At 75.2% G+C, this 17,081-nt stretch carries 17 protein-coding genes; 5 read left to right on the forward strand and 12 right to left on the reverse strand.

Features of this window, described 5'->3' with window-relative positions; translation table 11 throughout:
• Positions 1 to 30 precede the first annotated feature (30 nt).
• The 9 genes from ACI8AA_RS01410 to ACI8AA_RS01450 form a co-directional block, all read right to left on the reverse strand.
• A complete protein-coding gene (locus tag ACI8AA_RS01410) occupies positions 31 to 2,724 on the reverse strand; it encodes an AAA family ATPase (RefSeq protein ID WP_457042726.1) in 2,694 nt (897 codons plus the stop codon).
• A 114-nt stretch (positions 2,725 to 2,838) separates the two neighbouring features.
• A complete protein-coding gene (locus ACI8AA_RS01415; RefSeq protein ID WP_457042727.1) occupies positions 2,839 to 4,878 on the reverse strand; it encodes a type IV secretory system conjugative DNA transfer family protein in 2,040 nt (679 codons plus the stop codon).
• Complete coding sequence (locus tag ACI8AA_RS01420; protein ID WP_457042728.1) at positions 4,875 to 5,426, reverse strand: hypothetical protein; 552 nt, start codon at positions 5,424 to 5,426, stop codon at positions 4,875 to 4,877. Before ACI8AA_RS01420 ends, ACI8AA_RS01415 begins: the two co-directional genes overlap by 4 nt.
• A gap of 59 nt (positions 5,427 to 5,485) precedes the next feature.
• A complete protein-coding gene (locus ACI8AA_RS01425) occupies positions 5,486 to 6,676 on the reverse strand; it encodes an OmpA family protein (RefSeq protein ID WP_457042729.1) in 1,191 nt (396 codons plus the stop codon).
• A gap of 41 nt (positions 6,677 to 6,717) precedes the next feature.
• The gene (locus tag ACI8AA_RS01430; RefSeq protein ID WP_457042730.1) at positions 6,718 to 6,930 is read right to left on the reverse strand and encodes a hypothetical protein; all 213 of its coding nucleotides are present in this window, start codon (positions 6,928 to 6,930) and stop codon (positions 6,718 to 6,720) included.
• A gap of 129 nt (positions 6,931 to 7,059) precedes the next feature.
• On the reverse strand, positions 7,060 to 7,986 hold the full coding sequence (locus ACI8AA_RS01435) for a hypothetical protein (protein WP_457042731.1): 927 nt from the start codon (positions 7,984 to 7,986) through the stop codon (positions 7,060 to 7,062).
• 147 nt (positions 7,987 to 8,133) lie between these two features.
• Positions 8,134 to 8,751, reverse strand: coding sequence for a hypothetical protein (locus ACI8AA_RS01440; protein ID WP_457042732.1), 618 nt, complete (start codon positions 8,749 to 8,751; stop codon positions 8,134 to 8,136).
• 123 nt (positions 8,752 to 8,874) lie between these two features.
• The gene (locus ACI8AA_RS01445; protein ID WP_457042733.1) at positions 8,875 to 9,630 is read right to left on the reverse strand and encodes a hypothetical protein; all 756 of its coding nucleotides are present in this window, start codon (positions 9,628 to 9,630) and stop codon (positions 8,875 to 8,877) included.
• A gap of 38 nt (positions 9,631 to 9,668) precedes the next feature.
• Positions 9,669 to 10,199: an RNase H family protein gene (locus tag ACI8AA_RS01450; RefSeq protein WP_457042734.1), complete on the reverse strand. Its 531-nt coding sequence runs from the start codon at positions 10,197 to 10,199 to the stop codon at positions 9,669 to 9,671.
• 196 nt (positions 10,200 to 10,395) lie between these two features.
• On the opposite strand from ACI8AA_RS01450, the gene ACI8AA_RS01455 reads away from it, so the two are divergent.
• Complete coding sequence (locus tag ACI8AA_RS01455; RefSeq protein ID WP_457042735.1) at positions 10,396 to 11,061, forward strand: RNA polymerase sigma factor; 666 nt, start codon at positions 10,396 to 10,398, stop codon at positions 11,059 to 11,061.
• A gap of 7 nt (positions 11,062 to 11,068) precedes the next feature.
• Positions 11,069 to 11,626: a hypothetical protein gene (locus tag ACI8AA_RS01460; protein WP_457042736.1), complete on the forward strand. Its 558-nt coding sequence runs from the start codon at positions 11,069 to 11,071 to the stop codon at positions 11,624 to 11,626.
• Between the two features lie 53 nt (positions 11,627 to 11,679).
• Here ACI8AA_RS01460 and ACI8AA_RS01465 read toward each other — a convergent pair whose 3' ends face one another.
• Positions 11,680 to 12,186, reverse strand: coding sequence for a hypothetical protein (locus ACI8AA_RS01465; protein WP_457042737.1), 507 nt, complete (start codon positions 12,184 to 12,186; stop codon positions 11,680 to 11,682).
• Between the two features lie 100 nt (positions 12,187 to 12,286).
• Here ACI8AA_RS01465 and ACI8AA_RS01470 point away from each other — a divergent pair, with 100 nt between their 5' ends.
• The 3 genes from ACI8AA_RS01470 to ACI8AA_RS01480 all read left to right on the forward strand — a co-directional run bounded on the left by ACI8AA_RS01470 (position 12,287) and on the right by ACI8AA_RS01480 (position 15,027).
• Positions 12,287 to 13,252, forward strand: a complete 966-nt coding sequence (locus tag ACI8AA_RS01470; protein WP_457042738.1) for a hypothetical protein — start codon at positions 12,287 to 12,289, stop codon at positions 13,250 to 13,252.
• A gap of 244 nt (positions 13,253 to 13,496) precedes the next feature.
• Positions 13,497 to 14,591: a hypothetical protein gene (locus tag ACI8AA_RS01475; protein WP_457042739.1), complete on the forward strand. Its 1,095-nt coding sequence runs from the start codon at positions 13,497 to 13,499 to the stop codon at positions 14,589 to 14,591.
• An 88-nt stretch (positions 14,592 to 14,679) separates the two neighbouring features.
• On the forward strand, positions 14,680 to 15,027 hold the full coding sequence (locus tag ACI8AA_RS01480) for a cyclic-phosphate processing receiver domain-containing protein (RefSeq protein ID WP_457042740.1): 348 nt from the start codon (positions 14,680 to 14,682) through the stop codon (positions 15,025 to 15,027).
• Positions 15,028 to 15,416: 389 nt separating this feature from the next.
• Here the strand turns inward: ACI8AA_RS01480 and ACI8AA_RS01485 are convergent, their stop codons facing one another.
• Both ACI8AA_RS01485 and ACI8AA_RS01490 read right to left on the reverse strand, forming a co-directional pair.
• A complete protein-coding gene (locus ACI8AA_RS01485; protein ID WP_457042741.1) occupies positions 15,417 to 15,656 on the reverse strand; it encodes a helix-turn-helix domain-containing protein in 240 nt (79 codons plus the stop codon).
• Between the two features lie 227 nt (positions 15,657 to 15,883).
• Positions 15,884 to 17,065 (reverse strand): site-specific integrase, encoded by a 1,182-nt coding sequence (locus tag ACI8AA_RS01490; protein WP_457042742.1) that lies wholly within the window; start codon positions 17,063 to 17,065, stop codon positions 15,884 to 15,886.
• Positions 17,066 to 17,081: the final 16 nt, after the last annotated feature.

Genomic DNA, 17,081 nt, shown 5'->3' on the forward strand with positions numbered 1-17,081 from the left:
GCCGTCTGCGCACCTGACGCTGGCCCAGCCTCAGTGGCCGGCGGCCGCGCGTGGCGGTGCCAGGTCCGCGTGGTGCTGCAGGGGGATTACCACAGGCGCCATCTCCCCGGTGGGAATCTGGGCTGGCTGCTCGGGAACGGGTGGCTCGGGGCAGGGCAACCTCAGCTCGTTCAACGCCTCGTGTCCTAGCGCGGAGGCGTCCCCGCCGGAGTTCCGGATTTGTAGAAGGCTCAGCTTTGCCAGGATCGACGCGCTCTTGGTGACGTCGCCGGGGATAGCCAGGGCCATGCGCATAGCCAGTGACTCGGCGGCGTGGTGCACGGCTTCCTCGATCGTGCTTCGTGTTTCGTCGGTCACCTCGAGGAGGACGGCGTAGTAGCCCCAGGCGGCCACCCCCCAGAGCGACGCGGAGGTCAGCGGGCTGCGCTCGGCGTAGCGCCGTCGGCGGAAGTCGAGGGTGCGGCGGTAGACCTGCTCGGCGACGGAGAGGTGCCCTGGGGCATGGTCCGGCTCCAGTCGGGCGAGCCTGAGCCGCACCCCGGCACGGTTGAACAGCGCCCGGTCGACCAGTGGGTGCTCGTCGCCGAGGACTTCGCGGCGGCGTGTCCACGACCCGTCCAATTCGTTCGCCACCGCGCGGTACTCCGCGATCTGCTCCGGGCTGCCGTCGGGGAGACGGTCGGCGGCTCGCTGTCGGAGCAGCGTCCCGAGCGCCAGGTGCTTTTCCCTCTCGACCGACGGCTCGGGACCCCGGAGCATGACGGCGGCGGTCACCGCGGCCCGCGCAGACACGAGATCGTCATCGGTGAGCAAGTTTGGTGGGCGGTGGTTCACCTCGCGCGCCCGCGCGTGGTAGCAGTCGGCCAGGGCCGCGGCAGGCACCGTGCCCGGGGTGGGAGGAACGGCGCTGAGAAGGGTCTCGGCTCGGTGATAGGTCGCCAGCGACGCCTTCACCCCGTCGTGCAGCTCCTGCAGGGATCCCAACCGGGCCAAGGCGAGGCCGTCCTCGCAGCCTTCGAGGGCCTCGGCCAGCACCTGGGTCACCTGTGGATCGGCGAACCGGACGAGGGATAGGAACGCTCCCTCGTCGGCGAGAACGTCGCCAGCTGCCCCTGCGGCCGTGCCCTCGCTCGTGGTTGCGGCGCGGATGGCCCGGCCCAGTACCCGATGCAGGGAGTAGCTGTCGTCGGACAGCGCCGTCACCAGCCCAAGCCGCTCCAGGCGGCTAACTGTCCCCGGGGCGAGCCCGTCGGCGACCGTCCGCTCGATCGCATCGGGGGGCAGCAGCGCCAGGCGCTGGGCCAGCGGCGCCTCGCGCGGCAGCGCCGACCTCAGCCGCGACCAGTAGAGCCGTGCACCGGCGTCCACATCGGTGATCGGCTCCGGCGGCAGCTCGCCGAGGGCGTCCGGGACCGCGGCGTCGAGAGCGGTGAAGGCGGACAGCAGCAGTGGGCTGCCGGCCGTGACGCGGCGGAGCCGCTGGTCGACGTCGGTGCGCACCAGGTCGGCCTCGTCGAGCTCCGGCAGCTCCACGGGGGCCGCGCCCGGCCACGCGTCCGGCGCCCCGGTCGTGGTGACGATCAGCAACTGACCGGGCCCGGGGACGGGGAGCGCACCGAGGGGACCGGGTCCGTCGTTGGCGTTGTCGAGAACGACCACCCAGTCGCCTGCCTCGTCGGCCAGCCGGTCGAGGGCGCTGCGGGCGAGTTCGGCCTCGATGTCGGCGTCGAGGGCTGCGAGCTCCTGCGCCCGCTCGGTCAGCTCCGCGCGCGCCAGCGATGCTCGGTACGCCCCGCGGGTTCCACCCGAGAGGAACCAGCCGAAGCCGTGATCGGCCTCGAGCGCGAACTGGCGGGCCAGGGTGCTCTTGCCGGTGCCCTCCGGACCGTGGATCACGACGATCCCGCCGCGCCGCTGCGCGAGGGAGGCCCAGGCCCGGTCGCGTGAGGGGAAGGACCGGGTGCGGGACAGTTGCGGCGCGGCGAGCCGGCTGCGCAGGGTGCCGCGCCGGCTCGGCGCCGGGAGCGGTCGGTCGCCGAGCCGCTGCCGGACGGTCACGTCGACCAGGTGCACCCGCTCGTACCGGCCGCAGCCGATCAGGCCGGCCAGGACGTCGAACGTGTGCTTCAGCGAGGTGTCGGGCGATGCGGCGGTGCCGGTGGTGGGGTCGAGCAGGAGGATGTCGGGCTCACCGACGAACTCGCCGGGGTCGACGACCACGCCGACCCCGTGCGCATCGGTCGTGGCCACCCCCAGGGGCAGGTCGCCGACGCCGGGCGTGCTGCCGAGGCGGACGGCGACGGCGGCGTGCGCCTCGTTCCGGCCGCGCAGCATGACGAGGAAGGTGTCGAGGTCCTCGTTGAGGCAGGCGGCGGCCAGCAGGAGCGCCAGGTCCAGGCAGGTTCCCGAGCCGCCGGAGCGCCAGAGCCACTCGGGGTCGCGGATGCGCTGGCCGTGCGCGGGGTGCCAGGGCGGGGCCGTGTAGGCCAACCGCCGGGCGACGAGGCTGTCCCACAGCCGCTGCACCACGAGGTGGTCCAGCGCGGGACCGGCGGGCACCTGCTGACGGCACAACTCCCGGACGCCCAGGGGGAAGGCGTGCCGGATGCGCTGCTCCAGCACCTGCGGCACGACGTGGCGGGCGATGCCGCCGTATCCGTCGCGGTGCGCCTGGGGCGCGGGCGGGGCGGTCCAGACCGGCCACTGGCCGTCGTCGTCGAGCACGGGCTCCCCCTGCCGTCGTCGGGACGTCGTCGCATGAGACAGCACGGTGCCGTTCCTGACAATGGGTTCCGCAGGGACCTCCTGCCCGGGCGCGGCCGGTCCCCGGGACGACGGTCACCGGGGCAGCACCGGGAGCCCCGGCCGCCGCGGGCCGTCCGCCGGGTGCCGCGCGGGCGCCGGCGGTGTGGCCAGCGCCGTCAGCCGGGCGTCCAGGTCGGACCGCAGCCGGTCCAGGGCGCGGCCGCGGGCCCGGACCAGCTCGGTGCGGTGGGCGGCGCGCAGGGCGCCCCCGTCGTCCAGCGGCCGGCCCCGCGGGCCGGTGCCCAGGGACGTCGCCCCGCCGACCGGGGTGACCGCCACCCGGTAGGGCTGAAGCGTGCCCAGTTCCTCGCTCGCCAGGTCGGGGAAGCGGCTGCGCACGTGTGCGGCGTCCTCGGCGCCGAGCCGCAGGGTCGCCACGGTGCCGGCGTTGGTGAGCAGCGCCGAGCGCAGCTGCGGGGCGAGCAGGCTGGGGGACTGGGTGGCCAGCCGTAGCTGGAGGCCGTACTTGCGGCCCTCGGCCAGCAGCTCGCGGCACAGGGCGGCCGGCATGCGGTGCGCCTCGTCGAGCACGACGTCCAGGCCTCCCGGGGGCGGGCCCAGCCGGCGCAGCCCGCTCCAGATCCGGCGGAGCACCAGCATGCTGAGCACCGTGGCGCCCTCGTCGCCGAGGACGCTCGCCGGTGCGGCGACGAACAGTGACCGGCCCGCGTGCACGGCGTCGAGGTCGACGCTGGTGACCGGTGTGTCGACCACACGGCGCATGCCCGGGTGCCGCAGCAGCGGCTCGAGCTTGCTCAGCAGCCAGGTGCGGGCGTGGCTCTCGCGGTCGCCGTCAATCATGCGGACCGCCTCCCACAGGTCGCGGCCCACCGCCGGGTCGTCGATCCGGGCGAGCACGTCCCGCCGCCACCGGTCGGCGCCGGCGGCTTGCTCGCTGGCGCCGCCGGGCCGCGCGGGTCCGCTGGCCATGGGAGCCGCGAGGTCGTGCACCCGGCCCAGCGGCCACGGTCCGCGGGGGTCAAGGACCAGGGGCAGCAGCAGGCTGTGCATGGCGCGGCGGTACACGGGGCCGAACCACTGCTGGTCGGCATCGGGCCAGCTGGCCTGGATGGCGTCGAGCAGGTCCGCGGCCCAGGCGCGGGGGTCGGTGCCGGCCGGCGGCTGGGTCAGGTTCCACAGCGGGGGCTGCTCGGCGTCGCCGAAGTCCAGGCTGGTCGCCGGCCGGCCGAGCGCCTGCGCGCTGACGGCGGCGCGGGCGGCGAGGTCCCCGTGCGGGTCGATGACCACCGTGGTGCGGCCGGTCGCCAGGCGGTGTTCGACCAGGGCCTCCAGCAGCGTGGTCTTGCCCAGCCCGCTGCCGCCGAAGACGACGGTGTGCGGCGGGGTGGTGGTGGCCAGGCGCTCGACCACCTCCGCCGGCGGGCACAGCGGCCGGCTCGGCCACGCGTCGGGGAGCAGGCAGACGGCGGCCAGGCACCGGCCCACCCGGCTGGCCGGCAGCGGCAGGATGCCGGCGGCTGAGCGGTGCGGTGCGACAGTCAGCTCACCGGGGCCGCGGCTGAGCGCGGCGGCGAGGAGGCCCGCGTGCACGAGCACCGCGGACGACGCGGAGGACAGCGTGAGGCTGCCGGTGGGCGCCGCGCCCGGGGCGCCGGGCGCGGCCGGGGCCCGGTAGCGCAGGGCGACGCGGACCCGGTGCGGACCGGCGTGCACGCCGCGCCAGAAGGGCAGCAGCAGATCCGGCCCCCAGGGCGCGTCGTCATCGGTCACGGTCCCGGGCGGATCCGGGGGCGCCTGCACGAGGTCCGCGGCGACCGGCAGGAGCCCGTCGGGCTCCTCTGGGCCGCCCGCCACCCAGCCCAGCCACGGCATGCTCGACCGGAGCGCGGCCTCCGCCGTCTCCACGGCCTCCGCCGTGCGGTCGTCGTCGAGGCTGTCGATCGCCAGCCAGGCGCGCGCTGGGGCTCCGCCGCCGGCCTGCACGGTCCAGGTCCAGCGGGCGGGCACGGGCAGGTCGAGCAGCGCGGCCCCGGCCGTCGCCGCGGCGCGGAACACGGGGAAGTCGACCGTGGCCGCGCTGCCGACGGCCAGGACCCCGGTCCCGGCGGTCACCGGGCATCCCCCGCGGCGGGGACCGGCGCGGGCGGGTCGCCCGGGCCGGCCCAGGAGGCGGCGGTGACCTGCAGCAGCACCACGATCACCACGCCGGCGGCCACCAGCCGTCCGGCGCCGGCCCGTGGGCTGAGCAGTCCACGGAGCGCGCCGAACAACCAGGTCACCAGGCCGGTGACAGCGATGAGCCCGGCGGCGACGCTGAGGCCGTGGTCGTCGGCGAGGGCCAGGAACTGCCCGGCCAGGCCGGCGGCGGCCAGCACGAACAGCGTCGCGCGCGGGGCCGCGACCAGGCCCACGAGCACGGCCAGCACCAGGGTGGCGACCACGGAGGGGGCCACCGGCAGCCGCTCGGTGCCGGCGAGGTCGAGCAGCGTCCAGGTGGCGGCGACGAGGGCCAGCCAGGTCGCCATGAGCGGGCCCTGGACGGAGCCGAACCGGGCGTCGGCGGACGCGGGACGGAAGGCCGGGCGGCGTCCGCGCAGCAGGACGGCGGAGATGCCGGCGAGGAACAGGAGGGGGAGGAGGAGGGACAGCGCGTCGGGCACGGGGACTCCTGAGCGGGTGGGAGGGCCGGGGGTGCGGGGCGACCGCACCCCCGGCGGGGTCAGCAGCTGCTGTGGGGGCCGGTCAGGGTGATCCGGACGGTGCGGTTGAGCTGGCGGGCGGCGGGGTTGCCGGCGTCGTCGACGTAGTCGTCGAAGGCGCTGCCGACGCCGTCGCTGTGCAGCTGGCCGGCGGGGACGCCGAGGTCGAGCAGGAGCCGCTCGACGGTGGCCGCGCGCCGCCGGCTCAGCTCTTCCTGGCCGGCCATGTCGCCGACGTTGGCGGTGGTGCCCACGATCTCGGCGTGCCGCCGGGGGTCGGCCAGCAGCCAGTCGGCGACTCCGGCGAGGACCTCGGCCGCGGCCGCCGGGTCCCGCAGGACGTCGGAGTCGGGCTGGAAGCCCACCGGGGAGGTGTTGTCGTAGACCAGCGGCGCGCCGGTGCACGGGGTCGGCTGGTCGATCTCGGACACCGTCACGGTCTGCGTGGTGAACGGGGTGTCGGGGCCCTGGCCTTGGCGGGGCCGGGGGTCGATGGCCACCTGCGCGCCGCCACGCTCGAGGACCGCGGTCCAGATGGCGGTGAGGTTGTCGCGCACCGCGGTCGGCAGCGGCTGCTGCGGGGCGGCCGTGTGGCCGACCCCGACCAGCAGGTAGTGAAGGCCGTCGGCCGGCGGCAGCTGACCGCTGTCCTCGAGGTGGTCGGCGACCTCGGCCGGCTCGGCGTAGAGCCAGCCGGGCTCGGTCAGCCGCAGCGCCCCGGTGTCGGGCACCAGCGGGTCGACCAGCACGACGGTGGCCGAGGAGGTGCCGCCGGAGACGGCGAGGTCGCGGGCCAGGCCCATGCCGGCCAGGACGTCGGCGCCGTCGCTGTCGGCCTCGAGGGCCCGGACGGCGGCCACCACGGTGGCGACGGCGACCGCGGCGTCTGCGCGGGCGGCGGCCGCGTTGCCGGTGCGGATCGGGAAGGTGCGTCCGTTGACCAGGGCGTCGACGGCGGGGGTGCCGTCGATGCCGACGACGCTGACCGGCATGCCGTGCAGGACGGTGGCCTCGATGAGGCAGCCGAGGTCTTCGGGGACGTCGGGGGCGGCCGCGTTCTGGTGCACGCTGAACTCGAGGATCAGCGCTCCGGCGGCGGGCGCGCACCGGGCGAGGTCCGGCCCGTGGATCGCGGAGCCGCAGGCGGTGAGCGCGGTGGCGACGCCGGCGGAGGCGACGAGGCCGGTCAGGCGGGCGGGGATGGTGGGCACGGGGTTCCTCCTGGTGGGTGGGGTAGGGGCGGGGCGGGCGGTCATGCGGTGGTCCAGTGCCGTCCGTGGGTGGGGCAGCGCAGCCCCCACGAGCAGTCGAGGCAGATCACCGGGTCGGGGGCGGAGGAGCCGGGGCAGGCGGTCCCGCGCGGGCAGCGCAGCAGCAGCAGGTCGCACTGGCGGCAGCCGGTGCGGGAGCGCTGCACGACGATGCGGAGGCGGGAGAGGCCGCCGGAGTCCGTGGACGGGGGCATGGAGTCCTCCTCGAGGTGGGGGTTCGACAGGGGGACGGCGCCCGCGGCGCCCCGGTTCGGTGGGCCGCCGTGCACGCACGGAGGGCCGGGATCCCGCACGGGATCCCGGCCCTCCGCGGGGGTCTGGCCTCAGGCGGCACCGGCCTCCGCCTCGGGGATGCCGCGCACCGCGGACCCCGGCCGCTCGCCCGGCCGGCGGGTGCCGCCGGTGCAGGACGGGTCGCCCAGGTGCTGGGCGATGCGCAGGCGCGCCATCGCCACGACGTGGTCGGCGACGGCGCGCCGCGCCCGCTTGGCGGTCTCCGCGGCCTGGGCGGCCTCGGACATGTCGGCGACCCGCGCGCCCAGGGCGGAGGCCAACCGGGTGAAGCGGGACTCCGCGGTGGCGAGCAGCCGCTCCACCCGGCGCTGCCGGAAACGCGCCGTCCGGAGCCCGAAGGCCTCCGGGTTGGTGAAGTGGTAACCGCTGACGAAGGCGGTCGCGCCGGTGGCCAGGTGCAGCGTGGCCAGGACGAGGGCCATCAGGTGGTGCGCGGTGTCGCCCCCGCCGGTGGGGGTGCCCTCGTAGATCACCGTGGTGGTGAGGTCGCCGGCGATCCACCGCAGGACGAACAGGCCCGCGCCCAGCGCGGCCCACACGGCCGTCAGCGCGATCGCGGAGGTGCGGTGGTGGCCGGTGGCCCGGTACTTGCGGGTGAAGCGGCCGGCCTGCAGCGGTGCCAGGACGCTGAGGGTGGCCAGCGCGAGGGCGACGATCCAGGAGAACACCTCGGCCTCGCCGATCAGCGGGTCGAGCGTGGTCTTGATGAAGAAGAGGTCGGCGACGCTGACGAACGCGATGAGCAGGCCGTCGAGGGCGGTGAGGAGCAGGTAATACGGCCAGGTGACCTGGACCAGCCAGGGTGCGGTCCAGCCCCGGGGGCGGGCCGGCTCGCGGCGGCGGCGCCGGCCGCGGCCGGCCAGAGCGAGCAGCCGGGTCAGCGGCGCGCGGGTGCCGGCCGGGTGGTCCGGGCCGGCGGTGTCGGCGGGGGGCAGCGGGGGAGCGGTGAGGGTCATCAGGGGTCCTCGGCGATCGGGTCCGCCTCCGAGGGCGGCTCGAGTGGTGGACGGCGCCCGGCCCGGGCCGGTTCGGTGTGGTGGAGAGGCCGGGAGCGCGGCGGGGACGGGCCGCTGGACCCGTCCCCGCCGCGCGCCAGGGGCCGCTCAGGCCGGCGGGGGCTGCCGGGGCGGCGGGGCGGAGGCCGCTGGCCGCACCGGCGGCAGCAGGACGTCGTTGAGGTCCGCCGGGGCCGGCAGCGGCGGCACCGCCGCGGGCCGGTCCTGCCCGACCGTCGCCTGCGCGTCAGCGTCCACGGCGGGGTCGCGGCCCTGCAGGCGGGCGGTGTGGACCTCGATGAGGACGCGCACCTGACGGTCGGTCTCCCGCAGCCGCTGGACCTCCTGCTGCGCCGCCCGGAGGTTGGCCTGGTCGTTGGGTGCCAGCAGGCCGCGCTCGGTCGATGTCGCCGCCCGCGCCTCGTCGTCGATCAGCTGGAGCTCGGCCTCCAGCCGCGTGCGGATCGCCTCGTCGGCCACGTCGTAGGTGCCGTCGTCGAGGGCCCCCCGGGCGTGGAGCTCGTCGATCCACTGCAGGACCTCCAGCTCCCAGTCGGCGGCGCTGGACAGCGTCAGCGGCTGTGGGTGCCGGATCAGGCGGACGAGGTCGGGCCGGTCGACCGGCGTGAACGGTTCGGTGGCGCGGAAGGGGGAGCGGGTCAGGCGGTCGGGATCGACCCCGCCGACGCGGTCGTCGGGGCGGCGGGGCCTCCTGCGGAACGGCACGATGTCCTCCAGGACGTCGGGATGGGTGGTGCTGACCGGGGGACGGGCGCCGTCCCCGGCCGGTTCGGTCGCGGACCCGGCACCGGGCCGGTGGGGGCATGAGCGCCCCCACCGGCCCGGTGGTCAGGCCAGGCTGAGGTGCCGGTCGGGGCCGGGGAGCGGGTGGCGCTCGGTGGTCCACGGGGAGGGGCGGGTCGCCCACGCCGGCGGGGTGAGCGGGTGCCGGTCGAACAGGTCCACCACCCGGGAGCGGTCGGGGTGCCGGCGGATCAGCGCCCGCAGGTAGACGTGCGTGCGCCGCTGGTGGTGCTCAACGATGCGGTGGGCCTGGGTGCAGCCCAGCGCGTGCAGGGCGTCGAGGTCGGCGCGGACCTGGTCGGCCTGCACCGCCAGCGCGCGGCGGCGCTGCACGGCCGCCCGCTGGGCCGCCCGGGCGGCCTCCCGCGTCGCGGCGTGCCGGCGGCGGGCGCGGGCGGCGATGACCGCCTCGGGGTCCTGCGCCTCGGCCGGGCCGCGGACGGCCAGCGCCTCGGCCGACGGCTCGGCCGGGATCGCGCCGAGGCGCTCGGTGAGGTCCTCGAGGTCCTCGTCGGCCTGCTCCAGCTCGGCCTGCAGGCCGTACAGCTGCTTGACCAGGGGAGCGGAGTGGCGGTCGACCATGCGGCGGACCGACTGGCAGCCCTCGCGGCTCTGAGCGGCCACCCGGTGCTGCCACTGGGTGGTCTCCTCGCGTTCGGGCAGGCCGCGCCGGCCGTCCCGCCGGCCGGCGAGCCAGTCGGCGACGCGGATGTGCGTCCAGTAGCGCTGCAGGACCCGGACGCGGTCGGCCGCGCGGGTGTCGAGGAGCAGGGGGTTGCGGTCGGTGTCGCGGCGGGACATGGAACCTCCGGATGTGGCGGTGGGTGTGTGGTGCCGGTTCAGGACGCGAGCGGCGCCCAAACGGTTCGGTGGGCCTCGGCCGCGATCCGCGCAGCGAGGTCGGTGATGGCGGTCAGCGAGCCGCCGGTCTGCACGCACCGGCGGGCCTGGACGGCCAGGCGGTCGGCGGCGTCGTTGAGCGGGTGGTCGGCGTGGCCCTTGACCCACTCGAGGGCGATCGGCCGGCTGCGCAGGGACACGGAGATCTGGCGCAGCAGCCGCGCGGTGTCGCGGCAGCCGGGAACCCCGGCGGCGGTGGGGATGCGCCCGGTGCGGACCACGGTGGCCAGCGCGTCGAGGGCGGGCCGGCAGTCGGTGAGGATGGTCAGCGGTCGGGGGCCGGGGTGGGCGGTGATCGCCTGCCGGATCGCGGTGAGCTCACCTACGACCGGAACGCGCGTCCGGCAGGTGCTCAGGGCGTACCGGCCGTCGGCGGCGATCCACGCGACACCGGCGACGCCGATGCCGCGGAGGTTGCCGACGGACGCGTCGGTGGCGATCACCAGGGGGGCGGAACCGGTGGGCGGCATGGCGTCGTCCTCTCGCTGGGCCCGGGCGGGGGCGTGTGCGAGAGGGACGGGACTCGGCCCACGGCGGTTCGGTCCCGGGCGGACGGGCCTTGGAGCCGTCCGCCGCAGGCTGCCGGAACGTGCTGGCCGGGACGGCATGACGACGGCGGGGGAGCTGTGTAGCCTGCGCCCAGCCTCCCGGCCGCGACTGGGGGACATGGCCACGATCGAGGGGGCGCGCGTGTCCGGTGGAGCCTGGGGCGAGGGCGTCGGGCCCGGGGAGGAGCGCGCGGCCTTCGACGAGGCGCGGTTCGTCGAGAAGACCGGGATGCAGCTCGAGGACGCGATCGTCGTGGTCCGTCGCGCGTTGCGGCGCTACTACGGAAACGAGTACGACGCTGACGACGCGACGCAGGAAACGCTGCTGGCGCTGGAGCGACGGGCGGGTAAACCGCCGGGACATGACCCTCGTGCCTGGGTGTACGCGTCAGCCGTCAACATGGCCAAGGACCGGACGGAGGGGGAGGTCACTCACCGCACGTACCAAGAGAAGTATGGGCGACTGACGTCCCGGGATAGGGAGCACTCCGAGTCCGCGTCCGACGCCGGATCGTCGGCTGTGCGACGGCTCGAGTCCGCAGATGTCGAGGCCGTCATGGAGGCCGCGATCTCCCGCTTGCCGGAGAAGCAGCAGGAGATGCTCCGGCTGTGCTACGACTCCCGCACGGGTGACTTCAACGCCAGATCCGAGGCCGAGCTGGCTGCCGAACTCGGTGTGCCGCCGGGAACGGTGAAGAGTCGCAAGAATGCCGGAATGCGGGCATTGCGGAAGATCCTCGAGGACTTCCGTGATCAGCTAGGGGAGGGTGAGGACGTTGCCTGAGCCCCGGATGTCACGGGCACAGCTGGACGAGCTGATCGCGATCGTCTCGGCGAGCATCGACGCCGACGAGTTGATGGCGGAGCCGGTCACCGACGAGGAATATGCCTACGCCCGGGACCTCGCGGCCCGGCTGCGGTCGGGTGCCGGCACCGGCCCTCACGTGACGGAATCTGACGCTTCGGCGGCCGGCGACGACAGCAACAGCGGGCTGGACGAGTGGGACTGGGACCTCTGGCTGCTGCTGGGGAGCGCGACGGCGGAGCAGGTCCGGTCCGGTCCGGCGGTGCAGGGCCCAGGGGTGCCCGGTCCGGTGACGGCGGAGGACCCGTCGACGGGCGCGGTGGTCGTCGTCCGGCCCGGCCCGGAGGTCGGCACCTGGGACGTCCGGCTCACGCGCGCGGAGCCCGGGCGGTACCGGATCCGCCTGGCGTGGGGCGAGTCCCCCGATGGGGTCCTCGCTGTCGAGCTGGCCGCGAAGGCCGGGACGACGGCGAGGGCGCTGACCCTTACGGGCTCTCGGACGTCGCCGCCCGACCGCGTCCGGGTGCAGCGTCTCGACGGCTGACGAGGACGGACCGGCCCGCTCGCGCCCCGCGGTCGCGAGCGGGCCGGCGTCCGTCAGTCCCGCAGCCAGGACTCCAGCTCGGCCGCCGACGGGACGGCCGGGCCGGTGACGGCGGGGGGCTGGAGCGCGTCGTGCACCGCGCGGGTGAGGTGGCCGATGGCCCGGACGGCCACCTGAACGCTCATCTCCAGCTGCGCGTCGGTGGCCCCGGCGAAGACCGGCAGGTAGAACTCGCCGGCGACGAGGAAATCCGCGTCGTCGGCGCCGCCCCACACCAGTCGACCGGTGGGCCACCGTCGACGCGCGTGCACCGCGGCGATTGCCGACGCGGCGGCCGGGGCCCGGTCCGCGGGGTAGAGAGTGGCGAGGTGGCCGCGGATGGCGACCACCCCGCCGTCGGCCTCGGCCGCGACGGTGATGCGCAGGTCCGGCCGGCCCGGGCCGTCGGGGACGAACGCCAGGTGGGCGACGTCGTCCTCGTCGCGGGTGAAGCGGAGTCCGAGGGCGGTCAGCGTCGCGTGCAGGCGAGGGGCGTCGACGGGAAGGGACTGCTGGGTCACGGTGGGCTCCTGGGTCCGGGGCGCCGGATGCGCCCTCGTGCCAGTTGGACGGGGCCCGGCCGGGCCCGGTTCGGTGCCGGGGGCTCGCTAGCCTCCGGCCATGACCTCGTTCGCCCCCGTGCCCATCGTCGGAAGCGGCCCCGACCTCGTCGGTGACATCGCGGCCTGGTCGGCCTCTCCGCCGCTGCGCGGCCTGGTCGCCGCGTTCGGCGGCGGCGACGAGTGCTTCGACGGCGACCCGGCGGCGCGGCTGGAGCGTCTCGACGAGTTTTCGGACCGGTGGGACACCCGGAAGGGCGCGGAGCGGAACCTCGCGGCGCAGCTGGAGCTGACCGACGAGGTGGAGGAGCTGGTGCTAGCCGCGGCGCGGGCCCTCGGGCTCGTCGATCCCCGTCCACCGCGCCGGGACTCCTACGACCACGTGTTCATCCTCGGCGGTCTCGTCCGCGCCTGTCTGGTCCGGCCGGTCCACGCCGCCCAGCTGATCCGCTCGGGGACGGTGCGGACGCCGGAGGTCACCGCGCTGGGCGGGCACCGTCCCTTCGGCGGGAACGAGCACGACCTGGCGCGGCGCGCGGGCGTTCCCGACGTCGCGGAGGAGTACGAGGCGCTCGACGTGGGGACCCGGCGGGCGTTCGACCTCCAGGCCCCGACCGCGGAGGAAGGCGAGGTGTCCGACCTCCCCGGGGGCACCTGGTCCGTGCGCACCTACCGGACGCCGACGGGGCTGCGCATCCGCGTCGCCGCGGCACCGTCCAGCTCACCTGCGGAGCGTCGGGCCAACACGCCGGACACCTACGAGTGGTTCGCCCGCCGCCTCGCCCGCCTCGAGCCCGGGCAGCGGCTGCTGGCGATCACGACCGCCATCTACGTCCCGGCCCAGCAGGCCGCGGCGCTGCGCATGCTGGCCCTGCCCTTCGGCGTCGAGGTCGAGACCGTGGGGGTGGTCCCCGGCGACGTCGTCCCGGAGCTCGCGCAGCCGTTCACGGCGACCAACTACCTCCAGGAGATCCGGTCGGCGATCCGCAACTACCGGGCGCTGCTCTCGGCTGCCGTCACGCCCTGATGGAGCGCGGTGCCGGCCGGCCCGGCTCCCCGGGTGCGGGCGGTCGGGTGCGTGGGACGCCGGCTCCGGGAGCCGGAGCGGCCGGTTCGTCCAGGTGAGACACGGGAAACCGAGGGCGGGGCGGCGCAGCGAAGGGGAAGGGCTCGTGCCGCGCCCCGCCCCCGCGGCACGCCAACCTCCGCGGGGGCCCTCGGCCTTTCCTGGTCTGCTGGCCCTCAGCGTCATCGCCCGCCTGCCCTACGGCATGGGCGCGGTCGGGGTGCTGACCCTGGGCGTCGCGCGCGGCTTCGGTCCGGGACAGACCGGTGCGCTCGCCGCCTGCTACACCGTTGCCCTCGGGTGCGCCGCGCCGGTGTGGGGAGCGCTGGCCGACCGCCGCGGCCTTCCACTCGTCCTGCGTCTCTGCGTGGGGGCCAACCTCGCCGGGACGGCGCTGCTCCTCGTGCCCAGCTACGGAACCTCGGTTGCGGGGGCGCTGTTGCTCGGTGTCGGGACCCCGCCGGTGGCCGCGGCGATGCGTGCCACCTGGAACCGCCTGCTGCCCGCGGGGGCGCCGCGTGTGCGGGCGTCGGACGTCGAGTCCATCCTGGCCGAAGGCGTGCACATCGTCGGCCGCATCCTCGTGGCGGCGCTTGCCGCCGTCACCGCGCAGACGATCGTGCTCGTGCAGGCGCTCCTGCTGACGGTCGGGGGGCTCGGCCTGAGCCTGGACCGTCGGCTCGGCCCTGCCGCCAGTGTGCGTCTCGGGTCGTCGCCCGCGATGACGATGCGGCGGGGATGGCCGCTGTTCCTGGTCACCTTGTTGGCGTCTGCCGCGCACGGTTGCGTCGCTACCGTCTTCGCCGTCGTCCCGTCGACGGCTGTCGACGGGCCTCTCCTGATGACGGCCTGGGGGGTCGGGAGCTTCGTCGGGGGATCCGCGTTCGCCAGGTGGCGTGACGGCCGTCCGGTCGCATCGGCCGTGCCCGTCGGTCTTCTCCTCTTCGCGTTCCTCTGCCTCACGGGGATCGTGGCCTTCGAGTACGGCTTCACTGCGCAGGTGGTTATGGCCTTCGTCCTCGGTCTGCCACTGGCGCCGACCTTCTCCGGCCTCTACACCGTGGCAGGGGAGGTCGCGCCGGTGGGCCGGGAGAACGAGACGTTCGCGATCATGAGTTCGGTGGTTGTAGTCGCGTTCGGGATGGGCACGGGCCTGACCGGTGCGCTGTCGGCTCGCATGAGCGCGTTGGTCGGGGGGTTCGGTGCCGCCAGCGGCCTCACTCTGGCCGCGCTCTCGGTCGGGGTCCTTGCGCTGCGACCGCGGAAGCTCGGCCAGCCCACCAACGTCGGCAGATGCTGATCTTGAATGCTCCGTCGTTCCGCGTAGGGTCCGACGCCGCGTCGGCCGGCGGACACTTCGAACGAGGGGATCGCGGAATGGTGAGGGCATGAGGCTGTGGTTGGACGACCGGCGGCCGGCCCCCCGCGGATGGGAGTGGTGCCACTCCGTCGCCGAGGCCAAGGAATGCTTGCGTCACCGCAGGGTCGAGTGGGCCAGCCTCGACCACGATCTCGGCGAACAGATTCTGGACGGGGGAACCGCGCTGGGCCTGGTCTCGTGGCTCACGGCTGAGAGGTTGTGGCCGAGCAGGGGGATGAGAGTCCACTCGTCCGATCCGGCGGCGACTCGGAGCATGCTCGCCGCGATAGACCGCGCTCAGATCTACCCACCGAGTGAGGCAGATTGGCGCGGCGAGTCTCCTGACGGCGGGTGGCCACCGCTTCCGAACGTCTGAGTCTTAGACGTCGGTGGTCATGGAGGTGTCGGCGTAGCCGAGTTGGTCGGCGGCCGCGTACCGACACCAGCATGGTGACGCACAACACTGTGGGGATCAACCGAGACGGGGAGTTCGGATCCGCTTCCCTCGACGTGACGCGGCCCCGCAGCGCGCCCGCGGATTGCCTGAGCCCGGGAGCTGGCTCGTCCCCGGTGGCGGTCTTAGGTCCGCTCCGGAGCCCGTCCACCCGGCCGACTGTGCCCTGCAGCTGCTCCGGGGTGTGACCCTCCCACCGTGCGACGTGATGATTCGGCACCCGGGTGGTCGACCCGGTCCCAGGAAGCCTCGTGCTGTCCGTCGAGCTGCCACCCGGCGCGGGTCACATGGGCGTGCGGGCGCTCGGTCGATCAGCGGGCGTCCGGTACCTGGCAGACCCGGCCGGACTCGATGAAGGCGTCCAGGACCGACCGCTGCACGCGGACGTACCTGCCCAGCTTGACGTAGTCGATCCGTCGCTCGGCGATGAGCCGGCGGATGAATCGCTCGCCGGTCTGCAGGTAGTCCCCGGCCTGGCTGGGCGTCAGCAGTGCATCGGCGCCGGCCACGGAGAGGCCCACGGCTCCGTCGGTCACGAGTGGGAAGTTCATGGCCGCAGGCTGCTCCGGCGGCCTGCAGTCATCCTCCTGCTCCGTGCCATACCCCGGCGTCGACGAGGCGAGGCGGCCGCGCAGGCTCATCCGAACACAACGGGGCGCCGGGCGCCGAACTGGACAACAACTGCAGCGGCAGTGCCGTCGGCCCGGAGCGTCTCGGTCGGGCGGGGATCCGGAAACGGTGCGACGTCCGCGTGTGCGCAGCCCGCGGTCCGACCCGTTCACTCCTGGCCGTCGACCTGGGCGCGGCCGGGACCGGCAGGTCGCAGAGCCTCCAGCGCCACCGCGGCGCCGGTGGAGGCGACTTGGCGGCCGAGGTAGACGTCCTGGGTGAGGCTGGGGTTGGCGTGCCCCAACTGGTCGGCGATCGCGCGGGCGGACAGGCCGGCGTGGTCGAGCACCGTCGCGGTCGTCTTCCGGATCACGTGGCTGGTAATGGAGCCGAAGCCGGCGGCGGCGAAGGCGGCCCGGAGGTCGGCCTGGGTGTTCGAGGGATCGCGCCATCCCCCGAGCGGGGCCGGGAACGCCGGCGCTCCCTGCCGCGCCGCGTTCCGCGGGGCGCCGCCACCGGACGCTCTGCAGCTGAGCAGCTCCACGCACCAGGACGGCAGCAGCAGCGTGCGGGCCCCTGAGGCCGTCTTCGTGCTCTTGCGGACCAGGCCCTGCCCCTTCACCCGGACGATCGTCGACCGGATCTCCACGGTCGCGGCATGGAGGTTGAGGTCGTCCCACGTCACGGCCGTCGCCTCGCCGATGCGACAGCCGGTGGCCAGCAGGAAGGCCACGAGGTCGGGTACGTCGTTCCGCCGCGCCTGCTCGTCGCCGGCGAGCAGGGCGAGAAGCGCGCGCGCCTCCACTGCGGTCAGGGCCCGCGGTGCCTTCTTGGCCGGGGCCTCGATGCTTCCGGTGTCGCGGACGGGGTTGCGGTCGAGCGCGTCGTGCCGAGCGGCCAGGCCGCAGATCCCGCTCAGGACGCTCTTGGTCATCTTCGCCATGGCGGGGCCGTGCTTGTCGGCGACGAGGCGCAGGTGCCGCTCGACCGTGCCGACGCTGAGTTCGCGCACCCGGAGGCTGCCCAGGCCCGGGAGGATCTGCTGATCGAGGCGATGGCGGTACACCTGCATGGTCGTGGGGCTGAGATTCTTCAAGCCGGCGAACCACGCCTCGGCCAGCACGCTCACTCGGGTGTCGGGGCTGATGTCCCCGGCGGTGTGGGAGCGGGCACGGTCGCGCAGGGCGAGCCGTAGCGCGGCCGCGGCGGCGGCCTTGGTCTTGGCGCGGCGTTCGACCTGACGGCACCTGCCGTCGTAGTCCCGGTACCAGGCGACGGCGCGGTGCCCGGACGGCGTCGCGTGGAAGCGGATCTTGCCCGCCGTTCCCAGCGCCAGTCCCGGCCTGCCCATGATTTACCCCTGATAA

It is taken from the genome of Geodermatophilus sp. SYSU D01180 (assembly GCF_054050415.1).